A 24,569-nucleotide genomic window follows, 5' to 3' on the forward strand; every position below is an offset into this window, starting at 1 on the left:
CGCCAACAGCGGTGGCCTGAGGAAGGTTCGCTTCGGATCAGTCAGGCGCAGCAAGGGAAAGCGAGGTGGCGTTCGGGTGATTTATTACTACTGGCACAGCGGTCTGCAGTTCTGGCTCTTCACCCTGTATGACAAAGACGAACTCAATGACCTGAGCAGTGACCAGCTTAGGCAGTTGAAAGCGCTCCTTGAACGCGAAGTGAAGGCGAGGCAAGCACCATGACCAAACGCGATATTTTTTCCGAGCTGATCGAAGGTTTCGACGACCTTGCCGCAGCACGTGAAGGCAAGCGTACGCTGCGTACTCACAAGGTTGAATACAAGCCAATCGAACCCGCGACAGGTGCGGAAATCGTCGCACTGCGCGAAAAGCTGCAAATGTCCCAGGGTGTATTTGCGCAGGCCATTCACGCCAAGCCTGCGACCTTAAAGAACTGGGAGCAGAACCGCTCAAAACCCAACGATCAGGCCACCGTCTTGATCCGTGTCCTAAGCAAGCACCCTGAACTCATACGCGAACTGGCGTAGATCACCAGAGTGCTGTTGTTCCTTGTAACAGCAGCGGGTCGGCAGAATCACTCGCCGGCCCCCAAATTGATTGGGAAACAAGTGAAGCGGGCGGCATGCAAAAGCCTGCACCACGAGTCATTTCGCCCTTCGGCAACGTCTGTAGGGCGCTGATGGCTCCATGTCCTGTCACCTCGATCATCCAGACTACCCATTTCGAGATGTTCTGGAGCGGAAAGTAATCTGCTTCAACCGGATGACAAAGTTGCCAGCCGAATAACTCCCAGCGCTGAGGGTAAACCTACTATCAGGTAGGGGGCGACCTCCGGTCACGGATTGCCGATCACAACCGGTAGAAATCGACCAAACGCGGACAGGGTGAGCAGTTCCTCCTTGAAGCTTGAAAGCGCCTACAGAAATAGGGGGCGACTCACCCATATCATTTGCAGATCTAAGCTAACTCTTCGATCAAGTTGACGTGATAAGGATATATCTTGAATTTCTTCTCAGGCCCACTCTGGTATCTGGCTGCACTCGATGCGAGAGAAGCTAAGTCAATTTCGATCTGGTTGACCAAGTCCTTCAAGGCTTGCTTGGGAATTTGGTTTTGCACAAGCAGGGGCAGCAGGCTTATGAATGAACAGGGATTGCTGGAGACTAAGGCCAATGTTTCCCGTGACGTCGGGTAGGCGGCCAGATCTAGCCATTTACTACAATGCTCATCATTCGCGCTCTCTGCTTCGACTGTCCACCGTAGTCTGCGAATGACTAGGTGTTGCTGCATGATTGGCCAGAAGTCGTCACCATAGAAGTCAATGCTCAACATCTCAGTGGTAGCCTCCCACAGCGCATGAAATAGCTCGGCGGATTGCTTAAGTATTTCGGGGTTGAGAGTTTCCTGTGCGTTGGCAGTACAGTCCAGAATCCCCAAGCCTATGTCAACCAATGTGCGCATCAGTCCTGAAGCATCCGAAGGTTGCCATTCTTTGGAAATTTTATAAATTGGACGGAACTCGAGAATTTCTCTCAGCGCAACGCTAGAGTTCCACATGCTCAGCCAGTGACTGGTGAAGTCATCGCTCAATGCGACAGAATACCCAAGCACCCGGCAGGCATAGTTGTTGGGCTGAGTGGCGTGATATTCACTAACATGGCTTCGAAGCGACTTACCTTTGGAGGAATTCCACTCGGTAGGTGTCAAGTTCCACTCTTTTATGAAAGCACTGACGTCCGGTGTCGGAAATTTGTTGGGGGCGTTCGAATGTAGAAGTGCTAGCATGGATTGGTAAACCCATGGCTCCCAAGAAAAATTCAATTGGTCGGAAACGGTTGGGGAACAGGGAAGTGGGAGTTTATCGGCTAATTCCCATAATATATCTAGGCTGCTCAGAGGTCGTTTTTTATCCGAGTTGTTATCAGGAAAGTTAAGATGCTGGCGAGTGAGCCACGTACCCCAACGCTTGAACAGGCCCTCGAAATCGGATCTTTTAGCGACAGTAGCTACGAAACAGGCGAGCAGTGACCTGACGTGCGGCTCTAGCACAGACGGATGGTATTCTCGGCCATCGGCTATGTGGATGATTTTCGCACTTCCGTACCTGAGCAAACTGGGAAGCAATAGGGCTCCATTCCACGAGCCATCGCTTTGGAAACTTGGTGGAGCCCCGAGTGTGAACTGCTCCCACAGTTCGTAGTTACGGTAAAACTCCGGGCTGTCGAGTACTCGATTGATCAAGAGTAGGCTTTGTGTGGAATTCATCCATTTAAACAGTTTGTCGGGATCGAGCCTTGCTAGCAATTCAATCCATGGCCAACTGGATTCATCGACCCGACTTTCCCTAGTATGTCCGTACCAAATTTCATCGAGTGTGGTTGGATGAGATGGATCAACCCCATATTCCTGAAGCAGCTTTTTTTCAGCATCGGCGAAATATTTTTCGGCTAAATTTAAGATTACTTCTTTGAAAACATTATTTTTCAGGGCTATAACCAGTGCCACTTCCGTCCACAAGTGTTCAACCCACCATGAGTTTCGGACGAGAGTCCTGAAGGCGTTGTACCGGTTTTCGGTTTCTGAAGAGGCCCAGATCGTTACAATTCCGATCGCCAAGGCCGCCTGAATTCTCGGATCGTCTGACGCATCGAAGTCCTCGCTGGAACCGCCTAGTTGGGTGGTAAACTTCTTAAGAGCATTCTTGGCATCGTCTTGGGCACAGAAGTATTCTTTAACAGACGTCAACAATACATCGGGAGGTGCGAAGCGACCTTCTGCGAAGTCTCCAATCACCGACTCGGCGATTGTGTACGATTTGTGCATGTCCGACTCATAAGCGGGCGGCAATTGCCATTCTTTGTTCATGACTATTTTCTCCCGTTGCCGTTGGCCATCTTCCAAGCTGTATCAAAAAACTGTACTGCGTCATGAGCCTGAGCATTCCAGCCTCTACTCACAGCATTTACGTCCCGGTGAAAACCGCCTACAGTTGCACCAAAATGCCATAATTCGTTATCGATGATAGCAAAGCGATCGTGAATGCAATCGGCGTCTCTGAGGGCAAATGAGAGCGCTATTGTGATGGGTGGGGCGAGTTTGGCTCGATCTTCTGTTACGATCTGTTTTAAATCCTCGAAACCTTTCTCGATTTCTTTCTGTGAATCATGATGACCAGTTAATATTTTTACCGCTTGAATATTTTCTGTGTAAAACCAGTCCACAACCTTTTTAATTCTTCGGCCATGGTCTGGTTTTGGGCCATCCGCAGAGAATAAATGTTTGTCAATTATCCAGACCTTTTGTGCAGCACTAATCGCTTTTTCAAATTCTTCAACTAACCGTACATCCGGAACTGCACGACGAGCCTTGATGGCATGAATACATGGAAAATGATGGCGTGATTCGTCCCGGTAGGGCGCCTCGCAAGGTATTAGTAGCTGCGGAGTAAAATTTGTCTCTGCCGCCGGCGCTGTCGTGCTGATACTAATCTGGGACGAGAACTTAGCCATTATTAACGACCCTGCGCGTCCGGTGTGTCCTGCATCTCCGCGTTCTGCGTCCCTTGCCCGCTCGGCATACCCTGCTCCTGACCCCCTCCCTCCGCTTTTGGCAGCTGCGCTTCTTTCGTGTCTTCCATGTCACGCCCACAGTGCACACATGGTTTTTTGGGGGCTTCCCGCGGAACTTTGAAATCCTCCAGAGGAATGGCGTTTTTGTAGAGGCTCATAAGGTGGGCGAGAATTTTTTCACCATGCGGTATGCGCATGATAAGCGTTGGCCGTATGCCGATAGAGTTCAGCGAACTGCCGAGCATCCACACGCGACTGTCGACGGCGAGGAATCGATCATGGAACAGACTGCTTTCTGTATTCGCTACTTTGACTTCAATACTATTTTTGTGACTGGCTTGGAATATATTCAGGTTCTGGAGCAATGTTTGGTGAGTATCCAGGGAGCCCTCACTAGTATCAGCCTCAGTGCCGGCTTCTGCTTCCTTGATCTTCTTGAAAGCGCCATTTGAGGTCAGGATTTGTATCTTTATCTCGTCTCGCTCTATGGAATACAGGTATTGGGAGATTTGATTTGCGCTGAAGTAGGGATCTGCGATGAAAATAGTGGAGCGAGCGTGTTTAAGCTTTTCCCTGATGTGTTCGAGTGCCTCTTTGCGTTGGCCAGTCGTAAACCAAGTCTGATCATATAGCTGGGCGCTGTGATTGAGCAGTCGTTCGCTTTTTGCGTCCAGCAAACGCTGAAAGGCGCCTGTTGTGTTCGGTGCCTCACCAAACGTTTGAGAGGATGCCAACGTTTTCTTTTCGGCAACGTACTCATTGACTGGGCTCTTCTTTTTATCAGTTTCAGGGGCTTGAACCTTGACGCGTCGTTCGACCAACTCTGTCGTCATGTTCATTTGCCGCATGAACTGTCGCATGGGCGTTTGCATCAACACCCCGCGCTCCTTGTGTGTCAGAACTAGCCCTGAGACGTGGATAGAGTATGGTCTTTTAATTTCAACCAATCCATCTTCCGGTACCGGAACTGTATCAAATGAGGTGAGTACACCTTCCTGGCCTTCCATCGAGGTCAAGCTTAGACCTTGAAGCTTCCGGCCTGGGTGGGGCTTCAAATGGAAGTACAACGATTCAGAGTTGTCCTCTTTAGAATCAACGAATTGTCGGACTGAAAGGACATCGCAGTCAGGCACTCCCAGTACCATCCCCCCCAGATATTCAGGGTACTCCCTAAAATTGACATGCATATGGTGCTCTAGGAATTGGAAAGCTTCCTGGCAATGTTTGCTTTGTCCCTCTTGGTCAAGGAAGCTCGGCCATTCTTGGCTGTCCGAAATTCGACGTGAGTACCTCATGATGCCGAGGTTACGGAACGGGATGGAAGAACGTTCAGATTTAAGTGTGATGTCGTCACTTTCCATTGGTACGCCCAGTACAGGCCACCTTGGGAAGTCGCTTAGCCTGTCAGCGGAGAGGGGGACGTCGTCGGAGCCCTCCCGGAAACCATTTAGGGGCCTAGGTGTATGAAGTTCTTCCGATGCGCTTCGGTACCATCGGACGGCCTCTTCCGCGGTCATAACGATACGATCGACTGCAATAGCGCCCTCTTCCTTGATTTTTTTGAAGTAGGGCTTGGGAGGTCTCGATGGGACTTGCCTTCCTGACGCCAGGAACCAGACCGATGCGAACAGTAAACGCAGAGGAGGTCGTTCAGATGTTAGCGGAGCGTCAGATGTAGAAGGCTTCGAAGATGGTGGTACAACCACCGCGACATGCACGACGGCATGTTCGAAGCCCTCAATCAATTTGCTGTATGGGTTACTGCTTTCACTTTCCATGTAGGGCTCGGTATCGGTGGGAGGCCTGAGTTAAGAGTTCAGTGGAGTACCACCTCGAAGGTCATTCTGCCGGGTGCATGCCTGTCCATTATGTAGCGGCACGGAGGAATCTGGAGGCGTAGCCGGAAGGGAAGATCTGGACTTGGCTGTCTCCTGTAATTGCCGCCCCCATGCTCGGTAGCGCAGGGTGCTCATTCCTGCATCAACATAAACCTTCCTAGCTGAGGAAGCTTGTTCTGAAGGCATCTGTCCAGTTGGCTGTACCTAAGAACCCGTAGGCTAGCAATGTGCCATCTCCGCGTCCATAGTCGGAATGATGCGTAGCCCTCGATCAAAGGGAGCCAGGCGCTGACCGGTCAGAAGACGGTTGTGAGCGAATGGTCGGTTTCTGCCAGTCGCCAAGTGCAGCTTCTGATAGACATCTACCTCGTGTACACACCCTGCTGAGCTTTTCCACCGACCGCCACAGCCTGCTTTGTTGTCCCAACCGTCTTATATTCCCCACCGAAACGGTCTTTGACCCCTTCCCTTCCAGTACCGAACCTCTCGCCCGCGGCACATCGGCGTGCCGTGCGTTTTGCCTGGGAGGTTGGGTTCAGGGATGCAAGCGACAACGGTGCTTTACGGCCAGATGCTGGTGGTGTTGGCCATCACCCTGTCCGGGGTATGGGGTGCTACGCAGTGGACCGCTGCAGCGCTCGGCTACCAGGCTCGCCTGGGGGCACCCTGGTTCGAGTTGCTGGGCACGCCGGTGTATCACCCCTGGCGTCTATTCGAGTGGTGGTTCGTCTTCGATGCCTATGCGCCGGACGTCTTCAACATCGGCGGCAGCATCGCCGCTTGCAGCAGCCTGCTGGCGTCGGTGGTGGCCATTGGTATGGCTATCTGGCGCGCGCGCCAGGCACGGCGCGTCACCACCTACGGCTCGGCGCGTTGGGCCAATGCCGACGAAGTACGCAAGGCCGGGCTGACCCAGCCTGCGGGCGTGTTCCTCGGCCAATTCGACGATCAGTACCTGCGCCACGAAGGCCCCGAACATGTGCTGACCTTCGCGCCGACGCGCTCAGGTAAGGGCGTTGGCCTGGTGGTACCTACCCTGCTCTCCTGGCCGGCCTCGGCCGTGATCCACGACATCAAGGGCGAGAACTGGAGCCTAACCGCGGGCTGGCGTTCGCGCTTCTCCTACTGCCTGTTATTCAACCCCACCGACCTGGCTTCGGCCGCCTACAACCCGCTGCTGGAAGTGCGTCGCGGTGCACACGAGGTGCGCGACGTGCAGAACATCGCTGATATCCTGGTCGACCCTGAGGGCGCGCTGGAGCGGCGCAATCACTGGGAGAAGACCAGCCATGCGCTGCTGGTCGGCGCCATCCTGCACGTGCTCTACGCCGGCCAAGACAAGACCCTGCGCGGCGTAGCCAACTTCCTCTCCGATCCGGCCTGCACCTTCGAGCTGACCCTGCACCGGATGATGACCACGCCGCACTTGGGCGATGCACCGCATCCGGTGGTGGCCTCGGCCGCGCGGGAGGTGCTGAACAAGAGCGACAACGAGCGCTCGGGCGTGCTGTCCACGGCCATGTCCTTCCTCGGCCTTTACCGCGACCCGACGGTGGCCGAGGTAACCTCTCGCTGCGACTGGCGCATCGCCGACCTGATCTCGGCCGAGCATCCGGTGTCGCTGTACCTGGTAGTGCCGCCCTCGGATATCAGCCGCACCAAGCCGTTGATCCGCCTGATCCTCAATCAGGTCGGCCGGCGCCTGACCGAGTCGCTCGACGGCTCCGATGGTATCGAGCGCCGGCACAAGCTGCTGTTGATGCTTGATGAGTTTCCGGCGCTGGGGCGGCTTGATTTCTTCGAGACAGCGCTGGCCTTCATGGCCGGCTATGGGCTGCGCGCCTTCCTCATTTCGCAGTCGTTGAACCAGATCGACAAGGCCTACGGCCAGAACCACTCGATCCTCGATAACTGCCATGCGCGGGTGACCTTCGCCACCAACGACGAACGCACCGCCAAACGCATCTCCGAGACCCTGGGCACCGCCACCGAACTGCGCGCGCAGCGCAATTACGCCGGCCACCGTCTGGCGCCCTGGCTGGGCCATCTGATGGTGTCGCGCCAGGAAACCGCCCGCCCACTGCTGACCCCGGGCGAGGTCATGCAACTGCCAAGCGACGAGGCCGTGGTGATGCTCTCAGGTCTCGCTCCGATCCGCGCGAAGAAGCTGCGCTACTTCACCGACGCCAACTTCCAGAGCCGGGTGCTGCCGGCGCCGCGCTTGCAGCCGGGTCGCTACGCCGACACACCGGCGCCGCGCGCGGACGACTGGAGCAGCCTGGCCGTGCCCGTAGTCGTTGCCGCGTCGCCGACCGATCTGAGCGATGACGAGACCATCGAGGACGGCGGCCCACGCCGTCAGCCCGAGCTGACGGAGTTCGCCGAGTTGCCGGATCACGACGAGCTGGCCAGCGACCTGCTGCTGCTCGACGAGGACGACATTTCCACGCCCTTCCCCACCCAGCCGGATCCACGCCTGCAGCGCGTGGCGCGGCTGGCCGCCCTCGACCCTGACGATGGAATAGCCCTATGAGCCGAGCCCGCCTCAACCTGTTTATCCAACCCGAGCATGCCAAGCGCCTGAACGAACTGGCGATCACCAAGGGCGTATCGAAGTCCTCGATCATCGCCGCGGCGCTGGCCTCCTGGCTGTCGCCCGAGTCCGGCGAGCAGCGCGAGGTGGCCATGGCCAAACGCCTGGATCGCCTGTCACGTCAGTTCGAGCGCCTGGAGCGCGACCAGCACATCCTGATCGAGACCGTGGCGCTGTACGTGCGCTACTACCTCACGGTCAGCACGCCGGTACCAGAGGCGCATCAGGAAGCAGCACGCGCGCAGGGCAAGCTGCGCTTCAGCCAGTTTGTCGAGCAACTGGGACGTCACCTGCAGCGCGGGCGCAGCCTGGTCAGGGACATACACGAGGAGGTTCAGGCAGAGGCTCAGGCCACTGGAGAGCGCCTATGAACAGCTCCTCTTCCATCGTGCTGAACGCGGCGGTGACCTCCTTGGATCGTCGCACCCGCATGTTGCGCACGGCGATGGGCCCGCTGATCGCGGCGGCCCTGGATGATCCGGACGTGGTCGAGGTGATGCTCAACCCCGACGGCCTGCTCTGGCTGGATCGCCTGTCAATTGGCCGCGCCCATCTGGGCACGCTGGCAGCTGCCGACGGCGAGCGGATCATCCGCCTGGTGGCCGCGCATGTCGGCGCGGAAGTGCATCATGGCAGGCCGCTGCTGAGCGCCGAGCTGCCGGAAACCGGCGAGCGCTTCGAGGGCGTGCTGCCGCCGGTGGTGGCCGGGCCGACCTTCGCGCTGCGCAAGCGCGCCGCTGGCGTAATCCCGCTGCAGCAGTACGTCGCCGACGGCATCCTCAGCGCCACCCAGGCCGAGTACCTGCGCGTGGCCGTGCGCGAGCGGCAGAACATCCTGGTGGCCGGCGGTACGAGCAGCGGCAAGACCACGCTGGCCAACGCACTGCTGGCCGAGGTGGCCGACAGCGGCGATCGCGTGATGGTGCTGGAGGACACGGTCGAGCTGCAGTGCCCGGCCCGCGATCACGTCGCCCTGCGTACCAAGCCTGGCGTGGTGTCCATGGCCGACCTGGTGCGCAGCACGCTGCGCCTGCGCCCAGACCGCGTGGTGGTCGGCGAGGTGCGCGGCGGCGAGGCGCTGGACCTGGTCAAGGCCTGGGGCACCGGCCATCCCGGCGGTATCGCGACGATTCACGCCGGCTCCGCGCAGGGTGCTCTGCTGCGCCTGGAGCAACTGATCCTGGAGGTTGCCCTGGCCGCGCCAAGGGCGCTGATCGCCGAGGCGGTGAACCTGGTGGTGTTCCTCGCCGGGCGCGGCCGCGCCCGCCATGTCCAGCAGATCGCCCGCGTCATCGGCCATGACGAGCGCGGCTACCAGCTCAGCGCCCTCGACACCCTCCTTCGCTCCACCTCTGCCTCAGGAACTCAGCCATGACTGTGCTTCAGCTTTCCGCTGCTTATCGTCGCCGCGGCGCCTACGCCTTGATGCTCGGCGCCTTCTGCCTGGGCGCTTCCCTGCCCGTGCTCGCCGCCGGCTCCGGCATGCCCTGGGAGGGACCGCTGCAATCGATCCTCGACTCGGTACAGGGTCCGGTGGCGCGCATCATCGCGGTGATCATCATCATTACCACCGGCCTGACGCTGGCCTTCGGCGACACCAGCGGCGGCTTTCGCAAGCTGATCCAGATCGTCTTCGGCCTGTCGATTGCCTTCGCCGCGTCGTCGTTCTTCCTCAGCTTTTTCAGCTTTGCCGGCGGGGCGGTGATCGCATGAACGGCGAGCGCGACCTCATCCCCGGTTTCGAGGTGCCATTGCACCGCTCGCTGGCCGAGCCGATTTTGCTCGGTGGCGCACCACGCAACGTGGCGATCCTCAACGGCACTCTGGCAGCAGTGGTCGGCCTGGGCCTGCAGCTGTGGCTGCCTGGCTTGGCACTTTGGTTGGTCGGCCACTCGCTGGCGGTCTGGGGTGCCCGTCTGGATCCGCAGTTCCTGCAGGTGTTCGCCCGGCATATCAAGCAGCCGTCGCTGCTGGATGTGTGAGGAGGCTGACATGCTGAACCTCACCGAATACCAGCGCCGCCCCGCCCAGCTCGCCGACTTGCTACCCTGGGCCGGTCTGGTCGCACCCGGCGTCGTATTGAACAAGGACGGTTCGTTCCAACGCAGCCTGCGCTTTCGCGGGCCAGACCTGGACAGCGCCACCCAAGGCGAGCTGGTGGCCACCTCGGCGCGCCTGAACAATGCCCTGCGTCGCCTTGGCTCGGGCTGGGCGCTGTTTGTCGAGGCCGAGCGTCTGGCGGCGGCGGACTACCCTGACAGCGACTTTCCGGAACCCTTGTCCTGGCTGGTGGACGAGGAGCGCCGCGCCGCCTTCGAGACGCACGGAAGCCACTTCGAGAGCAGTTATCACCTGACGCTGCTCTACCTGCCACCGGAAGAATCGCGCTCGCGCGCCGCCGGCCTGCTCTACGAGTACCAGCCGCAACGCGGAGTCGACTGGCGCGAACGACTGACCGCCTTCGTCGCCGAGACGGATCGTTTCTTCGATCTGCTGGATGGGGTTATGCCAGAGCTTGCCTGGCTAGATGACAGCCAGACGCTGACTTACCTGCATGCCACGATTTCGACCCATCGCCAGCGGGTGGCTGTACCAGAGGTGCCCTTCCACCTCGACGCCCTGCTGGCCGACAGTCCTTTGGCCACCGGCCTGGCGCCACGCCTGGGCGAGCAGCACCTGCGCGTGCTGTCGGTACGTGGTTTCCCCGCCTCGACCTGGCCAGGCGTGCTGGATGACCTCAACCGTCTGGGCTTCGCCTATCGCTGGTCGACCCGCTTTATCTGCCTGGACAAGGACGAGGCCGAGAAGGAACTGGTGCGCCTGCGCCGACAGTGGTTCGCCAAGCGCAAGGGTGTCCTGGCGCTGCTGCGCGAAGTAATCTTCCAGCAGGAAAGCCCACTACTCGACAGCGACGCCGCGAACAAGGCCGGCGACGCCGACGAGGCACTGCAGGAGCTCGGTGCCGACCAGGTCGCCTTCGGCTATGTGACGGCTACCGTGACGGTGAGCGATACCGACGCCCAGGTCGCCGACGAGAAGCTGCGCCGGGTCGAGCGGGTGATCCAGGGCCGCGGTTTCGTCACCATCGCCGAGAGTCTCAACGCGGTGGAGGCCTGGCTGTCGTCGATCCCCGGCAACGCCTACGCCAACGTCCGCCAGCCGCTGATCTCCACGCTCAATCTGGCGCACCTGATGCCGGTCTCGGCAGTCTGGGCTGGTCCGGCACGCAACGAACATCTGGATGGCCCGCCATTGGTGATCACCCGCACCGATGGCGCAACACCGTTTCGCCTGGTCACTCATGTCGGCGACGTCGGCCACACCCTTGTGGCTGGCCCTACCGGTATGGGTAAGTCAGTGCTGCTGGCGACCCTGGCTCTGCAGTTTCGACGCTACCCGGGATCACGCCTGTTTCTCTTCGATATGGGCCGTTCGCTGCGCGCAACGGTGCTGGGCCTGGGTGGCGAGCACTACGACCTCGGAGGCGACGGCGACCTGGCCTTCCAGCCTCTGGCGCGCATCGATCAGCCGGGATACCGAGCCTGGGCCGCCGAGTGGCTGGAGGCGCGCTTGCTGCAGGAAGGCGTGGCCGTCGGCCCCGAGCAGAAGGCTGCGCTGTGGACGGCACTCGACAGCCTGGCCGGTGCGCCGGAGACGCAGCGCACACTGACCGGTTTGTCGGTGCTGCTGCAGAACAACGCCATGCGCCAGGCGCTGCAGCCCTATGTGCTGGGCGGTGCGCATGGCGCATTGCTGGATGCCGACCAGGATCGTCTGGGCAGCGCCGACGTGCAGTGTTTCGAGATGGAGGAACTGATGCACAGCAAGGCGGCAGTGGCTGCCGTGCTGAGCTACCTGTTCGCTCGCTTCGAGGAACGTTTCGACGGCGCGCCCACACTGCTGATCCTCGACGAGGCTTGGCTGTTTCTCGACGACCCGCTGTTCGCCGCGCGCATCCGCCAGTGGCTCAAGACCCTGCGCAAGAAGAACGTCAGCGTCATCTTCGCCACCCAGTCGCTGGCCGACATCAAGGACTCCAGCATCGCTGCGGCAATCATCGAAAGCTGCGCCAGTCGCATCTTCCTGCCCAATCCGCAGGCGGGCGAGCCGCAGATCCGAGGCATCTACCAAGGCTTCGGCCTCAACGGCCGGCAGATCGAGATCATCGCCCAGGCCACACCCAAGCGTGATTACTACTACCAGTCGCGCCTGGGCAACCGCCTGTTCGACCTCGACCTGGGACCGGTGGCGCTGGCCTTCGCCGCCTCGGCCAGCCCAGCCGAGCAGCGCGAGATCGACCGAATCCAACAGTCTTCCGGCGCAGCCGGTTTCGCCCCTGTCTGGTTGCGTCACCGCGGCCTGGACTGGGCCGCCGACCTGCTCACCGCTTATCCCTCGTCACGCAAGGAGTGCCTGCCATGAGATCCCCTGTCCACCATTTCCCCTGCGCCACGCTGCTGGTATTGGGCCTGCTGGCATTGAAGCCGGCCAACGCCTTCACCGTAATCGATCCGACCAATCTGGTGCAGAACACGCTGACTGCGGTGCGCACCCTGGAGATGGCAAACAACCAGGTTCGCCAGTTGCAGAACGAAACCCAGATGCTGCTGAACCAGGCCCGTCACCTGCAGCGTCTGGACTACAACGTGGTCAGCCAATTACGTGCGAGCTTGGCCAATACCGAGCGACTGCTCACCGAGGCGCGAGGGCTGGCCTACGAAGTGCAGCGCCTGGATCAGGAGTTCAGCCGACTCTATCCAAACGAATACACCGGCGACGTCAGCAGCCAGCGCCTGGCAGAAGAAGCGCGGGAGCGCTGGCAGCAGGGCCTCGACGGGCTGCATACGGCGCTGCGCGTACAGGCTCAGATGAAACAGAGTCTGGTCGAGGATGAAAGCGCCTTGGCCGCGCTGGTACAGCAGAGCCAGTCCGCGGGTGGTGCCTTGCAGGCTGCCCAGGCTACCAATCAGTTGCTGGCCCTGCAGGCCAAGCAGTCGATCCAGGCGCAGCAACTTCAGATCACCCAAAACCGCGCCGTCGCCCTGGAGCTTGCCCGTCAATCTGCAGCGGCCGAGGAAGCACGCGAACGGCGGCGGCGCTTTATGGGCAATGGCACTCCCTATACCCCCCACCCCGTGCAGTTCTATCGGTAGGAGGCGCCCTCATGAGACTCCTGGCACTGCTGCCGCTGCTGGTGCTGGTCGCCTGCGGGCAGGACGACAACGGGGTCATGGCTCGGCAAGACGATGCGACTGAGCGCTTCTACTCGGGCTGCGCCCATCCAGGCGAGTTTCTCCGTCCTGCTGACCTACCCGTCATACCACCAAGCTTCGACGAGGACGTGCAATGAACGACGTCAGCGTGATCGACCGATTCCTCGAGGTGTTCGGGCTGTATATCGACACCGGCTTCGGCCTGCTCGCCGGTGAGGTGGCCTTTCTCACCATGACTCTGGTGGTGATCGACATGACCCTGGCCGGGCTGTTCTGGGCCATGGGCGGCGAGGACGTCAGCGCCAAGCTGATTCGCAAGACCCTCTATGTCGGCGCCTTCGCGTTCATCATCGGCAACTTCAACGCGCTGGCCAAGATCGTCTTCAACTCCTTCGCGGGATTGGGTCTGCTCGCCTCAGGTTCCGCGTTGAGTCATGCGGAGTTTCTGCAGCCGGGACGATTGGCCGCGATTGGGGTTGATGCCGGAGGGCCGCTGCTCGAGCAGATCAGCAGCCTCAGCGGATTTCCCGAAGTCTTCAGTAACCTACACGGCATCCTGGTGTTATTTCTGGCCTGGCTGGTGGTGATCGTCAGTTTCTTCTTCCTGGCCATCCAGCTGTTCGTCACCTTGATCGAGTTCAAGCTGACCACCCTCGCTGGCTTCGTGCTGGTGCCCTTCGCGCTGTGGAACAAGACCGCCTTTCTCGCCGAGAAGGTGCTGGGCAACGTGGTCGCGTCCGGCATCAAGGTGCTGGTGCTGGCCGTGATCGTCGGCATTGGCAGTGGGCTGTTCGCCGAGTTCCAGGCTGTGCCGGACGAGCCCTCCATCGACCATGCGCTGGTGGCCATGCTCGCCTCGCTGGCTCTGCTCGGCCTGGGCATCTTCGGGCCGGGCATTGCCACCGGCCTGGTCTCCGGCGCACCGCAACTGGGTGCTGGTGCAGCAGCCGGAACTGCGCTAGGCGCGGCGGGCATGGCAGCAGGTGCGGCTGCGGTCGCCACAGGTGTCGGGGGCGCGGTATTGGCCGGCGCACGTATGGCACCCGGTGCAGCACGCTTGGCAATGGGCAGCGCTCGCTCTCTGGCAGGAGCCTCTTCCAGCGCCGTGGCAAGTGGCGCCCCCGCCACTTCAGAACCTGCAACTGCCCCTGCCAAACAGCCCGACTGGGCCAGGCGCCTGCAGCGCAGGCAACAACTATCACAGGCCACCAGTACGGTCGCCCACACCCTTCGTGGTGGCGATGGCGGTGGTTCGTCACCTGGGCCGCAGATCCGCGACCCATCGAATTCGTAAAGGAGGACGAAGATGCGATTCAGACGTCCACGGGTGCGCTACAGCGACACTCCTCAACCTGTCACCCCTTACCAGGCCGCGGCACAGGCCTGGGACCTGCGCATGGGCAACAGCCTGGCGCAGGCACGCAACTGGCGACTGATGGCCTTTGGTTGCCTGGGCCTGGCGCTGCTGATGGCTGGCGGACTGGTCTGGCGTTCGGCGCAGTCGACGGTGACGCCCTACGTAGTGGAGGTCGACAACCTCGGCCAGGTGCGCGCCGTCGGCGAAGCCGCCAGTCCCTACCAGCCCCAGGATGCGCAAATCGCCCATCACCTGGCGCACTTTATCGAGCAGGTGCGCTCGCTATCGATCGATCCGGTGGTGGTGCGGCAGAACTGGCTGGAAGCCTATCACTCCACCACCGACCGAGGCGCAGCCACCCTCAACGACTATGCCCGCGCCAACGATCCCTTCACCCGGGTCGGCAAGGAGTCGGTATCGGTGGAAGTCACCAGCGTGGTGCGTGCCAGCGACAGATCGTTCCAGGTGCGCTGGATCGAACGTCGTTTCGTGAATGGTGCAGCCGCCGGCCTGGAGCGCTGGACCGCGGTGATCTCACTGGTGCTGCAGCCTCCACGTACCGAGGAAAAGCTGCGCCGCAACCCGCTCGGCATCTACGTCAACGGCCTGTCCTGGAGCCGTGAACTGGACACTACGGAAGGAGCCAAGAAACCATGAAAACCTCCCTTAACCTCTGTATATGCCCTCTGTTGCTGAGCGTGCTGGCCGGCTGCGCCAGCCAGGAACCGCCAGTGATCGCACTGGAAGAACCGGTAGAAGCGCAGCGCCTGCCGGAGCCGCCCAAGCCCATCGAAGTGGTGGAAATACCCAAGCCCCTGGCCCTGCCCGCCCAGCTCAAGCCATTGCCGGAAACTCAGCGCAGTAAGCCGGCCAAGGAACCGACCGATGAGCGCGTGCGGGTCTCGCGTGCCAATCGCGAGGCTCGGGTCGCGCCGACCCGGGAAGGCTATATCAATGCCATCCAGGTCTGGCCCTACTCCGATGGCGCGTTGTATCAGGTGTATGCGAGCCCGGGTCGGTTGACGGCGATCAACCTGCAGCCCGGCGAGGAACTTGTCACCGTGGCCGCTGGCGACACCGTGCGCTGGATCGTCGGTGACACCACCAGCGGCAGCGGCGATGAGTTGCGCACCAGCGTGCTTATCAAACCGACGCGGGTCGACCTCAAGACCAACTTGGTGATCACCACCACGCGCCGCACCTACCTGATCGAGCTGAGTTCCACCGAGCAGGCTTGGATGGCGTCGGTGTCCTGGGACTATCCGAAGGATCGCATGCTCGCCCTGCAACGCCGCGCCAGTGAAGCCCAGGCTGCGGCGCCGGTGGATGCCGCCCTGGCGCTGGAGCAGCTGCGCTTTCGTTATGCAATCAGCGGCAGCAATCCACCCTGGAAGCCGCTACGTGCCTTCGATGACGGCCGCAAGGTGTATATCCAGTTCCCCGCCGGTATCGCCCAAGGCGAGCTGCCGCCGCTGTTCGTAATTGGCCCCGAAGGTGACGGACAGCTGGTCAACTATCGTTTCCGCTCGCCCTACTACATCGTCGACCGCCTGTTCGGCGCGGCCGAGCTGCGCTTGGGCGCCGACAAGGGTGACGTGGTGCGGATCGAGCGCACCGACGGCGTGGCACGGAGGCCATGAGCATGACGGCCAAGAACGACAATCAAGCCGCAGCAACCTCGCTACCGCCCAAGGAGGCGCCGGAGTCGTTGGAACTGCGCGCCAAGCCGCGCCCGGTTACCCGCCTCAACCCGCGCATGCTGGCGGCAGTGGTGGGCGGTCTATCGGCCGCGGTACTCGGAGCCATGCTGTGGTCGCTTCAGCCGCAGCAGCGCCGCCCGGGCGCCGAGCCGAACGAGCTATACAACGTCGACCGCGTGGCACGCTCCGAGGGGCTGGAGCAGTTACCGGCAGACTACTCGCAGCTGCCGCCTCCCCCTGCACCCGAGGTACCGCAACTGGGCCCACCGCTGCCCGGCGATCTGGGCGGGCCAATCCTCAGGGCGGAGCAGCAGGCGCAAGGTTATGGACATGGGTCAGATACCGCCGAAGCTGAGCGCCTTGCCCTGCTCAAGGAAGCTGAGGAAGCCGCGCAGTCCTCGGTGTTTTTCCAGACCAGCAGCCCGCGGAAATCGAACGTCGCATCTGGTGGTGGCGCTCAACTCGAGTCCCCGGCTCTGGGTATGGTTTCGTCAGGCGCAGTAGCCGCCGCAGGAACACCAACGCAGCAGGAGCGGAACGAGGCGTTTCTCAGTAAATCCGTAAACGCACAAATCCGTAATTCCGGATTGCTGCAGATGCCTGAGTCGCCTTACCAGGTGATGGCCGGTACCGTCATCCCGGCAGCACTGGTAACCGGCATCAAGTCGGATCTACCCGGCGACGTGATCGCCACAGTGACCGAGCCGGTCTACGACAGTGCCACCGGTGACCACGTACTGATTCCCCAGGACTCGCGCCTGCTGGGCCGCTACAACAGCCAGGTGAGCTACGGACAAAGCCGCGTGCAGGTGGTGTGGCAGCGAGTGATCCTGCCGGACACCTCGTCCTTCCAGCTCGACAATCTGGTGGGTACCGACGCCGCCGGCTATGCCGGTCTCGAGGATGGCGTCGACTGGCACTGGGATCGGATCGTCGCCGGCGCAGCCATGACCAGCCTGCTGGGTATCGGTGCCGAGTTGGCCGCACCGACCAGTCGCACCGATGGCGACCGCATCATCATCGCCGGGCGCGACAGCCTGCAGGACACGGTGAATCAGGTCGGCCAGGAGGTCACCCGCCGTAACCTCGATATCCAGCCCACGTTGACCCAGCGCCCTGGCCTAACCCTACGCGTGATCGTAAACCGCGATCTGGTGCTGCGTCCCTATCAGCCTTTCTCCACTCAACAGAGGAACCTGCAATGAGCACGACCAAGCTGCGTCTCGGCCCACTGCCGAAAACCGAAAACATAAAGCTGACCTTCACCTGCCCCGCCAGCCTGAAGGCCGACCTTGAGCGCTACGCGGCACTGCACTCACAGACCTACGGTGAAGAAGTCGACGCCCTGACGCTCATTCCGCACATGCTGAAGGCCTTCATGGCGAGGGATCGGGTGTTCAGGAGAACAAATACACAATCTTGCAGCGGCAATTGATAAGCCTGCCCCCCCTCCCAGCTGCCGTGATGACAACGGCAGAAAACCCACACACGGTTGAAAACCGTGACCTAATACATCACACTTATTACCATGATCGTAAGCTTCCGGCACAAAGGTCTATGCATTTTCTTTGAATCTGGCTCAACCAAAGGCATCCGGGCCGACCACGCAAAGCGCCTGGGCCGAATGCTGAGTTTTATGGATAGAGCCAATGAACCCGCCGACCTCGACATCCCCGGTTGGCGGCTACTTCCCCTCAGAGGGAAACTGGAAGAGTTCTGGCCGCTCACCGTCAATGGAAACTGGCGAGTGATCTTTCGATTCGTGGGTAGCGACATCGAGCTCGTCGACTACCTTGACTACCACTAAACAGGAGGGGGTTATCCATGACCATGTTCAACCCACCGCATCCTGGTGAAACCCTGCTTGAGGACGTGCTCCCCGAACTGGGCATCAGCATTGCCGAACTTGCCCGCCGCCTTGGCTTCGCGCGGGAGTCCCTGTCTCGCATCTTGCACGGCCATGCGCCGGTCAGTCCGGATTTGGCTGTTCGCCTAGAATTGGCCGGCATCGGCAAAGCTCGCACCTGGCTCGGAGTGCAAGCCGACTACGACCTTTGGCAAGCCAGGCATCGCGAACAGCCGCACATCGAGCGCTTTGCTGCGATTGCTTAGTTCCGTAGCCTGGGCCTTGGCGTCCTCGTGGCAGCGGAACAGGTAGTCAGTGCCACTGGTAAGAATCCTCCCAGAGGCACCTTCAGGCGTTGCAACCTGCAGCATCATTAGTCGAATACTCCATGGATTTCGTCCAGAGTGGGCATGGCTGCCGGCACCACATTGAGTTCAGAGTCGAGGGCGGCCAGTACTCCCGCATAGGCAATCATCCCCACTGAGAGGTCGCCCTTCTCCATGGCGATAACCTTCTGACGGGTGATGCCCGCAAGGGAAGCGAGCGCTGCCTGTGTCAACCCACAATTCAGACGGCGCTGCCGAAGCTGCTCACCAAGTCGAAGTGTGATTAGGGAGTAGTCCATGTTCCGTATACGAGACAAATTAGGCTGAATGTATCGTATACCGAACCTGCAAAAATCAAATACAGCGAGCTAATAAATCCAAGAATCGATGCATTCATCAGATTGATGCCTAGCTCAGACTTATGACAACGCAATCCGCTTACGCATGAGGATCATGGGCATACGATCTCCGCCTAGAGCAATCCAGGCCAGCAAAATACAAAAGGCCATATTTGAACTATTAAAGTGCTTTATGGCGCATAATGTATCAGAAGTGAACCATTAAATAAGGTCTTACCTTGGCCCTAATCCATTCTCTGCTCGCTCCAGGCGAACTAGTCCAGAAGATCGGTGCCAACGCTCGAGAAGCGCGACTCGCACAGAACCTCTCCCGCAAGTCCTTGGCGAAGATGGTGGGTATTTCCGAATCGACCATTAAGCGGTTCGAGTCCAATGGTCAGATCACCCTTGATGCTCTGGTTCTCATCGCTACAGCACTTGGTGCCACACGCCAAATCGCTGAACTGTTCAAGCATGAACAACCTGCCTCGCTTGAAGAAATCAAACAAACAGGACGCACCCGGGGGCGCCGATAAAATCCATCAATACTTGTAGGTATTGCTCGCAGCCACACCGGTCAGCGTCACGGGCGTTGCGAAATAGCACTGACTTGACCACCGAATTGCATCCCAGCTTACCAGGCAATTGCATTCGTATTGACCACCCGATTGCATGCGGCTTGACCAATACACGCTGTAGTGACGAGCGGCCGAAGTCGACCCCAAGCTGCCGGTCGCGACAGGCAGCTACCGGCCAGAAGCGGACAGTTGCCCGAGCCACCATGACCTTGCCTGACGCGTCGTTCTGTAATCCAACGCTGTGTGCGGTCGTCTGAACACCAGCTGGCGCAGGCAGCTCAGGCCGGACAGCACTGCGCCAGGATGATCGAGGCGAGACACCGTTGCCCGCGCGTCTCAATCCGTACGGAAACGCCCGACCAGCGTCTTCAGCTCACTGCTCAGCGCGCTTTGCTCTTCGGCGTAGCTCTCGACCTCGGCAGCCTGAGCCGAGATCTGCGCAACCGCATCGTTGATGGTCACGATGTTCTGGTTGATCTCCTCGGTGACCAGATGCTGTTCCTCGGTGGCGGTCGCAATCTGCATGGTCATGTCGCGGATCATCTGCACCTTGCCTTCGATGCTTTCGAAAGCCGCCAGCACCTCCTCGGACGACCTGATGGCGCCCTCCGACTCGACCAGGCTCTGATTCATGCTCACCGTCACTTCCTTGATTCGGCTGACCAGGAGGTTGAGGATATGGTTGATCTCCCCGGTGGAGTCCTGGGTGCGCTTGGCAAGATGACGCACCTCATCGGCGACGACTGCAAACCCTCTCCCCTGCTCACCCGCCCGGGCCGCCTCGATGGCCGCGTTCAGCGCCAGCAGGTTGGTCTGCTCGGCGATCTGCTGAATGGTCGAGAGGATATTGTTGATATTGACCGTTTCCTTCTCCAGCTCCTGAATCACCTTGCTGGAACTCTGGATGCTGCTGCCGAGCTTGTTGACCCCCGACGTGCTGCGCGCGATGACCTCCTTGCCATTGCGCGTGGCCGCCAACCCCTGCTCCGAGACGTCGGCGGTCTGCACACAGGTTTTCGCCACTTCATTGGCGGCCGAGGACATCTCGGTGACGGCCGTGACGATCTGCTCCACCGAACTCAACTGGCTCTGCAGCGTGGCGGACATCGCGGTAGTGCGCTTGCTGGTCTCACTGGAGACGCCATCCATTCTGACGGCATTGTCCTTGATCACCCGGATCATGCCCTGGATGGACTCGATGAACTGATTGAACCAGCTGGCCAGTTCCCCGGTTTCGTCCGAGCTGAGGCGCGCCAGGCGGCGAGTCAGGTCCCCTTCCCCCTGCGCGATGACGCGCAGTCCACCTGTCACCAGGTTGATCGGATTGGCGATCCGCTGGGCGATGATCACCCCGGCGATACCGAACAGCGCGACCAGTACGATGCAAACCCCAAGGGTCAACCAGGTCAGCTCGCGGGCACTGGCATATACCTCGTCCGCCTGCTTCAGGCCAACGAACTTCCAGCCCAGCTCAGGTGACGTATAGACATTGGCCATGTAGGCGACGCCGTCGATATCCAACTCGACCAGGCCATTGTCGGTCTTGGCGATAGTTGCAAAGTACTCACCCGGCAGCTCGCTGATTTTCTTGAAGTTGTTGTCCGGCTGATGACCATCCACGAGCAGGGTGCCACTCCCCTCCGCCACCATCAGAAAACCGGTTTCGCCGAAGCGTACCTTCTGCGCCATCTCCGTCAGCGCCTTGAGCGATACGTCCACCGCCACGACCCCGGAGAACGCCCCGGCGTTATCCTTGAAGCCCTTGAGCACCGATACATAGACCGCGTCGTCCGGTTCCCAGTAGTAGCCGTCACGACGAGCCAGCGTGAAGTTGGCGTCACGGCCCTTGGTGTACCACTCGCGCTTGCGCGGGTCCCAGTCGCCGTAGTCGCCGGTACCCGGCCACTCCACGTAGCCACCCTGGGTATCGCTCATGTAGACGTAGCCAAGCGTTGGGTTGCTCTCACCGATACTGGAGAAGTAATCGAAGATCTGCTTCTCGCGCCCGCCGTTGGCCGTGGCGACCTCGCCAGGCTTGTGCGCCTCGGCGAAGTAGGTACTCAGTGCACCGCCGTCGGCATCCCTGACTGCCGGGTATTCTGCCAAGGCCGAGACGGTGTAGCCCACCGAGTCGAAAAAGGTGGTGAAACTGCTGTTCACCAGTTTCATGTCCAGGCTGCTCGATAGCAGAAAATTCTCTCTGGCCTGTTCCGTGACATTGCGGATAGTCAGCAACGCCACGATCAGGACCGGGATCAGCGTTGCAACCAGAAAACTCACCAGCAGCTTGGATCTGATCTTCATTGTTTCAGGCCTCACTAGGACTGCATAAACGTAGGAGCACTTGAATACTGCGCCCGCTGTCAGGGGCGCAGCAACAATAAAGATAAGGAGAGCGGAATCACTTCATCGTTGGCATGGAGAACGAGACACTCTCCCGCACTCCTGCCGACGGCCAGCGCTGAGTAACGGTCTTGCGCTTGGTGTAGAAGCGAACGGCATCCGGGCCATAGGCGTGCAGGTCACCGAACAGCGAACGTTTCCAGCCGCCGAAGCTGTGATAGGCCACCGGCACCGGCAGCGGTACGTTGATACCGACCATGCCGACCTTGATGTTGTCGGAGAAGTAACGTGCAGCCTCGCCATCACGGGTGAAGATACAGGTGCCGTTGCCGTACTCGTGAGCATCGATCAGATCCATTGCAGCCTGCATGCTGTCCACCCGCACGACCTGCAGCACCGGGCCGAAGATCTCTTCCTTGTAGCTGAGCATGTCCGGCTTCACGCCATCGATCAGCGTACCGCCAACGAAGAAGCCGTTTTCGTAGCCCGCGACCTGCGGCTTGCGGCCGTCGACCACGATGGTCGCACCCTGCTCTTCGGCACTGTTGATGTAGCCAACGACCTTCTGTTGATGGGCCTTGGTGATCACCGGGCCGAAGTCGTTGTTCTTGTCCGAGTAGGCACCGACCTTCAGCGACTGCATGGCAGCCTGCATCTTCTCGATCAGCGCGTCGGCAGCGGCATCACCCACCGCAACGGCAACGGACAGTGCCATGCAACGCTCACCGGAGGAGCCGAAGGCTGCACCCAGCAATTGGCTGACGGCGTTGTCCATGTCCGCGTCGGGCATCACGATAGCGTGGTTCTTGGCGCCGCCCAGGGCCTGGCAGCGCTTGCCGTTGGCATTCGCGGTCTTGTAGATGTACTCGGCGATCGGAGTCGAACCAACGAAGCTGACCGCCTGGATGCGCGGATCGCGCAGCAGCACGTCGACCGCTTCCTTGTCACCGTTGACGACGTTCATCACGCCCTTCGGCAGGCCAGCCTCCTGCAACAGTTGCGCGATGAACAGGGTGGAGCTGGGGTCACGCTCGGACGGCTTGAGGATGAAGCAGTTGCCACAGACAATGGCCATCGGGAACATCCACAGCGGCACCATCACCGGGAAGTTGAACGGGGTGATACCGGCGACCACGCCCAACGGCTGGAACTCGCTCCAGGAGTCGATGTTCGGGCCGACGTTCTTGCTGTGCTCGCCCTTGAGCAGCTCGGGGGCACCGCAGGCGTATTCGACGTTCTCGATGCCGCGCTGCAGTTCACCCAACGCGTCATGGGAAATCTTACCGTGCTCCTCGCCGATCATCTGGGCGATACGGTCGGCGTTCTGCTCCAGCAGTTCCTTGAAGCGGAACATGATCCGCGCACGCTTGATCGGCGGCGTATTGCGCCACTCCGGGAAAGCGGCCTCGGCAGCGACAATGGCCTGCTCGACGGTGGCCGTGGACGCCAGCGCCACTTGCTTGCTGACTTCGCCGGTGGAGGGGTTGTACACGTCCTGCAGACGAGCAGCGTCGCTGACGATCTGGCCGTTGATCAGGTGTCCTACTGTGTTCATCGGGTGACTCCTAGAGAGTGGTTGGCAGGGCGAAAGAGCACTGCCTGAACGTTGAAAGAGGAAGGGTTACCAAAGGCTGCTGTAGAGCTCGACCATTTGCTCAACCGTGGGCACACGAGGGTTGTTACCCGGTGACCCCGAGGCGAGCGCCTGCTGCGCCATCGTCGGCATCAGCTCGAAAAAACGCTCGCGGTTGATACCGAACTGCTCCGGTGTCGGCACCTGCAGCTCGTCATTGAGCGCCTGCAGTTCACTGAGCAGCTTGGCGTTGGCCTGCTCGGTGCTGTCCTGTTCGCTGGCGACCCCCATGGCCCGCGCACAATCGGCGTAGCGCTCGGCAGCGGCAGGGATGGAGAAAGCCGTCACGCAGGGCAGCAACATGGCGTTCGACAGGCCATGCGGCACATGGAAGAAGGCGCCGATCGGACGGCTCATGCCGTGCACCAGCGCCACCGAGGCACTGGAGAAGGCGACGCCGGCGAGCGTCGAGCCCAGCATCATGGCTTCGCGCGCCACCTGGTCGGAGCCGTCATGGTAGACCCGGCGCAGATTCGGTCCGATCAGGCGCATCGCTGCCAGGGCCTGGCTGTCGCTATAGAGGTTGGCCTTCTGACTGACATACGCCTCGATAGCGTGAGTCAGGGCATCGAGACCGGTGTCGGCCGTCACACGTGCTGGCAGGCTGAGGGTCAGGCTGTAGTCGACCAGTGCTGCGACAGGCATGAAGCCGATGCCGACGCAGAGCATTTTCTCGTCGTTCTGCTCATCGGTGATGATGGTGAAACGGGTCACCTCCGAGCCGGTACCGGCGGTGGTCGGCACCGCGATGATCGGCAGCCCGGTCTCGGTGACGTTACGCGGGAACTTGTAGTCGCGCATTTGCCCGCCCAGCTTGGCCAAGATGCCAATGGCCTTGGCGCTGTCGATTGGGCTGCCACCGCCCAGGGCGATGATGCTGTCGTAATCGCCAGCGCGCGCCATATCCACACCGGCCTGAATCGACGCGACTGTGGGTTCGGGAACGGTGTCAGCGAAGATGTCCGCCTTGAGCCCACTGGCGGCCAACGTGTCCTGAGTACGCGTTGCGTAGCCAAGTTGAACCATCATCTTGTCGGTAATCAGCAGCGGGCGTGAACAGCCAAGACTGCTTAGCACGTTCGGGATGGCCTCGCTGGCACCGGCACCTAACTGCATGATGCGGGGCAGTATCACTTGATTGGTCATGTGCACTCCAGGTTGTGTAGGCATGAGAAGGCCCCTGGGACCAGCAAGGCCATCCCATGCGTTGTCTAGGAACTGTTTGGCGTAGCGC

Annotated in this window: 24 protein-coding genes and 2 pseudogenes; 18 read left to right on the forward strand and 8 right to left on the reverse strand. The window is 60.3% G+C overall.

From position 1 onward, the window contains the following. Nucleotides 1-223 (forward strand): annotated as a pseudogene (locus tag ACF8GF_RS06245) (toxin); the annotation flags it as partial. Further along, nucleotides 220-528 carry a transcriptional regulator gene (locus ACF8GF_RS06250; RefSeq protein ID WP_181094500.1) on the forward strand — a complete coding sequence of 103 codons (309 nt, stop codon included), beginning with the start codon at nucleotides 220-222 and terminating at the stop codon, nucleotides 526-528. The pseudogene ACF8GF_RS06245 and the gene ACF8GF_RS06250, both read left to right, overlap by 4 nt. 430 nt (nucleotides 529-958) lie before the next feature. Here the strand turns inward: ACF8GF_RS06250 and ACF8GF_RS06255 are convergent, their stop codons facing one another. The 3 genes from ACF8GF_RS06255 to ACF8GF_RS06265 are packed head-to-tail and all read right to left on the reverse strand — an operon-like array spanning nucleotide 959 to nucleotide 5,348. Further along, the gene (locus tag ACF8GF_RS06255) at nucleotides 959-2,866 is read right to left on the reverse strand and encodes a hypothetical protein (RefSeq protein ID WP_392519697.1); all 1,908 of its coding nucleotides are present in this window, start codon (nucleotides 2,864-2,866) and stop codon (nucleotides 959-961) included. Nucleotides 2,867-2,868: 2 nt separating this feature from the next. Then, the gene (locus ACF8GF_RS06260; protein WP_392519698.1) at nucleotides 2,869-3,510 is read right to left on the reverse strand and encodes a hypothetical protein; all 642 of its coding nucleotides are present in this window, start codon (nucleotides 3,508-3,510) and stop codon (nucleotides 2,869-2,871) included. Between the two features lie 2 nt (nucleotides 3,511-3,512). Then, nucleotides 3,513-5,348 carry a VPA1262 family N-terminal domain-containing protein gene (locus ACF8GF_RS06265; protein WP_392519699.1) on the reverse strand — a complete coding sequence of 612 codons (1,836 nt, stop codon included), beginning with the start codon at nucleotides 5,346-5,348 and terminating at the stop codon, nucleotides 3,513-3,515. Nucleotides 5,349-5,949: 601 nt separating this feature from the next. Here ACF8GF_RS06265 and ACF8GF_RS06270 point away from each other — a divergent pair. From ACF8GF_RS06270 to ACF8GF_RS06340, 15 genes are all read left to right on the forward strand, one after another. After that, nucleotides 5,950-7,941, forward strand: coding sequence for a conjugal transfer protein TraG (locus tag ACF8GF_RS06270; protein WP_392519700.1), 1,992 nt, complete (start codon nucleotides 5,950-5,952; stop codon nucleotides 7,939-7,941). Further along, on the forward strand, nucleotides 7,938-8,372 hold the full coding sequence (locus tag ACF8GF_RS06275) for a CopG family transcriptional regulator (protein WP_013791232.1): 435 nt from the start codon (nucleotides 7,938-7,940) through the stop codon (nucleotides 8,370-8,372). The genes ACF8GF_RS06270 and ACF8GF_RS06275 overlap by 4 nt, the downstream gene beginning before the upstream one ends. Next, nucleotides 8,369-9,376 (forward strand): P-type conjugative transfer ATPase TrbB, encoded by a 1,008-nt coding sequence (gene trbB / locus ACF8GF_RS06280; protein ID WP_392519701.1) that lies wholly within the window; start codon nucleotides 8,369-8,371, stop codon nucleotides 9,374-9,376. The genes ACF8GF_RS06275 and trbB overlap by 4 nt, the downstream gene beginning before the upstream one ends. Further along, a complete protein-coding gene (locus ACF8GF_RS06285) occupies nucleotides 9,373-9,714 on the forward strand; it encodes a TrbC/VirB2 family protein (protein ID WP_392519702.1) in 342 nt (113 codons plus the stop codon). The genes trbB and ACF8GF_RS06285 overlap by 4 nt, the downstream gene beginning before the upstream one ends. After that, a complete protein-coding gene (locus tag ACF8GF_RS06290) occupies nucleotides 9,711-9,983 on the forward strand; it encodes a VirB3 family type IV secretion system protein (protein ID WP_013791229.1) in 273 nt (90 codons plus the stop codon). Before ACF8GF_RS06285 ends, ACF8GF_RS06290 begins: the two co-directional genes overlap by 4 nt. 10 nt (nucleotides 9,984-9,993) lie before the next feature. Further along, nucleotides 9,994-12,423 (forward strand): conjugal transfer protein TrbE, encoded by a 2,430-nt coding sequence (gene trbE / locus ACF8GF_RS06295; RefSeq protein WP_392519703.1) that lies wholly within the window; start codon nucleotides 9,994-9,996, stop codon nucleotides 12,421-12,423. After that, entirely contained in the window at nucleotides 12,420-13,154 is a 735-nt protein-coding gene (trbJ, locus tag ACF8GF_RS06300; RefSeq protein WP_392519704.1) for a P-type conjugative transfer protein TrbJ, read from the forward strand. The genes trbE and trbJ overlap by 4 nt, the downstream gene beginning before the upstream one ends. Before the next feature lie 11 nt (nucleotides 13,155-13,165). Continuing rightward, the gene (locus ACF8GF_RS06305; RefSeq protein ID WP_392519705.1) at nucleotides 13,166-13,351 is read left to right on the forward strand and encodes a hypothetical protein; all 186 of its coding nucleotides are present in this window, start codon (nucleotides 13,166-13,168) and stop codon (nucleotides 13,349-13,351) included. Then, nucleotides 13,348-14,508 carry a P-type conjugative transfer protein TrbL gene (gene trbL / locus ACF8GF_RS06310; RefSeq protein WP_392519706.1) on the forward strand — a complete coding sequence of 387 codons (1,161 nt, stop codon included), beginning with the start codon at nucleotides 13,348-13,350 and terminating at the stop codon, nucleotides 14,506-14,508. The genes ACF8GF_RS06305 and trbL overlap by 4 nt, the downstream gene beginning before the upstream one ends. 12 nt (nucleotides 14,509-14,520) lie before the next feature. Further along, the gene (trbF, locus tag ACF8GF_RS06315; RefSeq protein ID WP_392519707.1) at nucleotides 14,521-15,228 is read left to right on the forward strand and encodes a conjugal transfer protein TrbF; all 708 of its coding nucleotides are present in this window, start codon (nucleotides 14,521-14,523) and stop codon (nucleotides 15,226-15,228) included. Continuing rightward, complete coding sequence (gene trbG, locus ACF8GF_RS06320) at nucleotides 15,225-16,211, forward strand: P-type conjugative transfer protein TrbG (RefSeq protein WP_392519708.1); 987 nt, start codon at nucleotides 15,225-15,227, stop codon at nucleotides 16,209-16,211. The genes trbF and trbG overlap by 4 nt, the downstream gene beginning before the upstream one ends. A 2-nt stretch (nucleotides 16,212-16,213) precedes the next feature. Then, the gene (locus tag ACF8GF_RS06325) at nucleotides 16,214-17,476 is read left to right on the forward strand and encodes a TrbI/VirB10 family protein (RefSeq protein WP_392519709.1); all 1,263 of its coding nucleotides are present in this window, start codon (nucleotides 16,214-16,216) and stop codon (nucleotides 17,474-17,476) included. Then, nucleotides 17,473-17,706, forward strand: coding sequence for a DUF2274 domain-containing protein (locus tag ACF8GF_RS06330; RefSeq protein ID WP_392519710.1), 234 nt, complete (start codon nucleotides 17,473-17,475; stop codon nucleotides 17,704-17,706). Before ACF8GF_RS06325 ends, ACF8GF_RS06330 begins: the two co-directional genes overlap by 4 nt. Before the next feature lie 93 nt (nucleotides 17,707-17,799). Next, entirely contained in the window at nucleotides 17,800-18,078 is a 279-nt protein-coding gene (locus tag ACF8GF_RS06335) for a type II toxin-antitoxin system RelE/ParE family toxin (RefSeq protein ID WP_392519711.1), read from the forward strand. Nucleotides 18,079-18,095: 17 nt separating this feature from the next. Continuing rightward, entirely contained in the window at nucleotides 18,096-18,383 is a 288-nt protein-coding gene (locus ACF8GF_RS06340; protein ID WP_003108490.1) for a HigA family addiction module antitoxin, read from the forward strand. A gap of 107 nt (nucleotides 18,384-18,490) precedes the next feature. Here the strand turns inward: ACF8GF_RS06340 and ACF8GF_RS06345 are convergent, their stop codons facing one another. Next, nucleotides 18,491-18,742, reverse strand: coding sequence for a helix-turn-helix transcriptional regulator (locus ACF8GF_RS06345; RefSeq protein ID WP_392519712.1), 252 nt, complete (start codon nucleotides 18,740-18,742; stop codon nucleotides 18,491-18,493). Between the two features lie 278 nt (nucleotides 18,743-19,020). Between ACF8GF_RS06345 and ACF8GF_RS06350 the strand changes: the two genes are divergently transcribed. Next, nucleotides 19,021-19,317 (forward strand): helix-turn-helix domain-containing protein, encoded by a 297-nt coding sequence (locus ACF8GF_RS06350; protein WP_392519713.1) that lies wholly within the window; start codon nucleotides 19,021-19,023, stop codon nucleotides 19,315-19,317. A gap of 378 nt (nucleotides 19,318-19,695) precedes the next feature. Here the strand turns inward: ACF8GF_RS06350 and ACF8GF_RS06355 are convergent, their stop codons facing one another. From ACF8GF_RS06355 to ACF8GF_RS06370, 4 genes and pseudogenes are all read right to left on the reverse strand, one after another. Then, nucleotides 19,696-20,541 carry a methyl-accepting chemotaxis protein gene (locus ACF8GF_RS06355; RefSeq protein WP_371923283.1) on the reverse strand — a complete coding sequence of 282 codons (846 nt, stop codon included), beginning with the start codon at nucleotides 20,539-20,541 and terminating at the stop codon, nucleotides 19,696-19,698. Nucleotides 20,542-20,556: 15 nt separating this feature from the next. Next, nucleotides 20,557-21,663, reverse strand: a pseudogene (locus ACF8GF_RS06360) (cache domain-containing protein); the annotation flags it as partial. A 97-nt stretch (nucleotides 21,664-21,760) separates the two neighbouring features. After that, a complete protein-coding gene (locus tag ACF8GF_RS06365) occupies nucleotides 21,761-23,257 on the reverse strand; it encodes a CoA-acylating methylmalonate-semialdehyde dehydrogenase (protein WP_392519714.1) in 1,497 nt (498 codons plus the stop codon). Nucleotides 23,258-23,323: 66 nt separating this feature from the next. After that, the gene (locus ACF8GF_RS06370) at nucleotides 23,324-24,481 is read right to left on the reverse strand and encodes an iron-containing alcohol dehydrogenase (RefSeq protein WP_392519715.1); all 1,158 of its coding nucleotides are present in this window, start codon (nucleotides 24,479-24,481) and stop codon (nucleotides 23,324-23,326) included. Nucleotides 24,482-24,569: the final 88 nt, after the last annotated feature.

The sequence above is a fragment of the Pseudomonas sp. yb_5 genome, from assembly GCF_043103865.1.
Taxonomy (GTDB): Bacteria; Pseudomonadota; Gammaproteobacteria; order Pseudomonadales; family Pseudomonadaceae; genus Aquipseudomonas; species Aquipseudomonas putida_Y.

What these genes read in the sequence shown, in the direction of transcription:
- ACF8GF_RS06250 (WP_181094500.1), top strand. Translation starts at nt 220, where the DNA reads ATGACCAAACGCGATATTTTTTCCGAGCTGATCGAAGGTTTCGACGAC.
- ACF8GF_RS06255 (WP_392519697.1), bottom strand. Translation starts at nt 2,866, where the DNA reads ATGAACAAAGAATGGCAATTGCCGCCCGCTTATGAGTCGGACATGCAC.
- ACF8GF_RS06260 (WP_392519698.1), bottom strand. Translation starts at nt 3,510, where the DNA reads ATGGCTAAGTTCTCGTCCCAGATTAGTATCAGCACGACAGCGCCGGCG.
- ACF8GF_RS06265 (WP_392519699.1), bottom strand. Translation starts at nt 5,348, where the DNA reads ATGGAAAGTGAAAGCAGTAACCCATACAGCAAATTGATTGAGGGCTTC.
- ACF8GF_RS06270 (WP_392519700.1), top strand. Translation starts at nt 5,950, where the DNA reads ATGCAAGCGACAACGGTGCTTTACGGCCAGATGCTGGTGGTGTTGGCC.
- ACF8GF_RS06275 (WP_013791232.1), top strand. Translation starts at nt 7,938, where the DNA reads ATGAGCCGAGCCCGCCTCAACCTGTTTATCCAACCCGAGCATGCCAAG.
- trbB (WP_392519701.1), top strand. Translation starts at nt 8,369, where the DNA reads ATGAACAGCTCCTCTTCCATCGTGCTGAACGCGGCGGTGACCTCCTTG.
- ACF8GF_RS06285 (WP_392519702.1), top strand. Translation starts at nt 9,373, where the DNA reads ATGACTGTGCTTCAGCTTTCCGCTGCTTATCGTCGCCGCGGCGCCTAC.
- ACF8GF_RS06290 (WP_013791229.1), top strand. Translation starts at nt 9,711, where the DNA reads ATGAACGGCGAGCGCGACCTCATCCCCGGTTTCGAGGTGCCATTGCAC.
- trbE (WP_392519703.1), top strand. Translation starts at nt 9,994, where the DNA reads ATGCTGAACCTCACCGAATACCAGCGCCGCCCCGCCCAGCTCGCCGAC.
- trbJ (WP_392519704.1), top strand. Translation starts at nt 12,420, where the DNA reads ATGAGATCCCCTGTCCACCATTTCCCCTGCGCCACGCTGCTGGTATTG.
- ACF8GF_RS06305 (WP_392519705.1), top strand. Translation starts at nt 13,166, where the DNA reads ATGAGACTCCTGGCACTGCTGCCGCTGCTGGTGCTGGTCGCCTGCGGG.
- trbL (WP_392519706.1), top strand. Translation starts at nt 13,348, where the DNA reads ATGAACGACGTCAGCGTGATCGACCGATTCCTCGAGGTGTTCGGGCTG.
- trbF (WP_392519707.1), top strand. Translation starts at nt 14,521, where the DNA reads ATGCGATTCAGACGTCCACGGGTGCGCTACAGCGACACTCCTCAACCT.
- trbG (WP_392519708.1), top strand. Translation starts at nt 15,225, where the DNA reads ATGAAAACCTCCCTTAACCTCTGTATATGCCCTCTGTTGCTGAGCGTG.
- ACF8GF_RS06325 (WP_392519709.1), top strand. Translation starts at nt 16,214, where the DNA reads ATGACGGCCAAGAACGACAATCAAGCCGCAGCAACCTCGCTACCGCCC.
- ACF8GF_RS06330 (WP_392519710.1), top strand. Translation starts at nt 17,473, where the DNA reads ATGAGCACGACCAAGCTGCGTCTCGGCCCACTGCCGAAAACCGAAAAC.
- ACF8GF_RS06335 (WP_392519711.1), top strand. Translation starts at nt 17,800, where the DNA reads ATGATCGTAAGCTTCCGGCACAAAGGTCTATGCATTTTCTTTGAATCT.
- ACF8GF_RS06340 (WP_003108490.1), top strand. Translation starts at nt 18,096, where the DNA reads ATGACCATGTTCAACCCACCGCATCCTGGTGAAACCCTGCTTGAGGAC.
- ACF8GF_RS06345 (WP_392519712.1), bottom strand. Translation starts at nt 18,742, where the DNA reads ATGGACTACTCCCTAATCACACTTCGACTTGGTGAGCAGCTTCGGCAG.
- ACF8GF_RS06355 (WP_371923283.1), bottom strand. Translation starts at nt 20,541, where the DNA reads ATGATCCGGGTGATCAAGGACAATGCCGTCAGAATGGATGGCGTCTCC.
- ACF8GF_RS06365 (WP_392519714.1), bottom strand. Translation starts at nt 23,257, where the DNA reads ATGAACACAGTAGGACACCTGATCAACGGCCAGATCGTCAGCGACGCT.
- ACF8GF_RS06370 (WP_392519715.1), bottom strand. Translation starts at nt 24,481, where the DNA reads ATGACCAATCAAGTGATACTGCCCCGCATCATGCAGTTAGGTGCCGGT.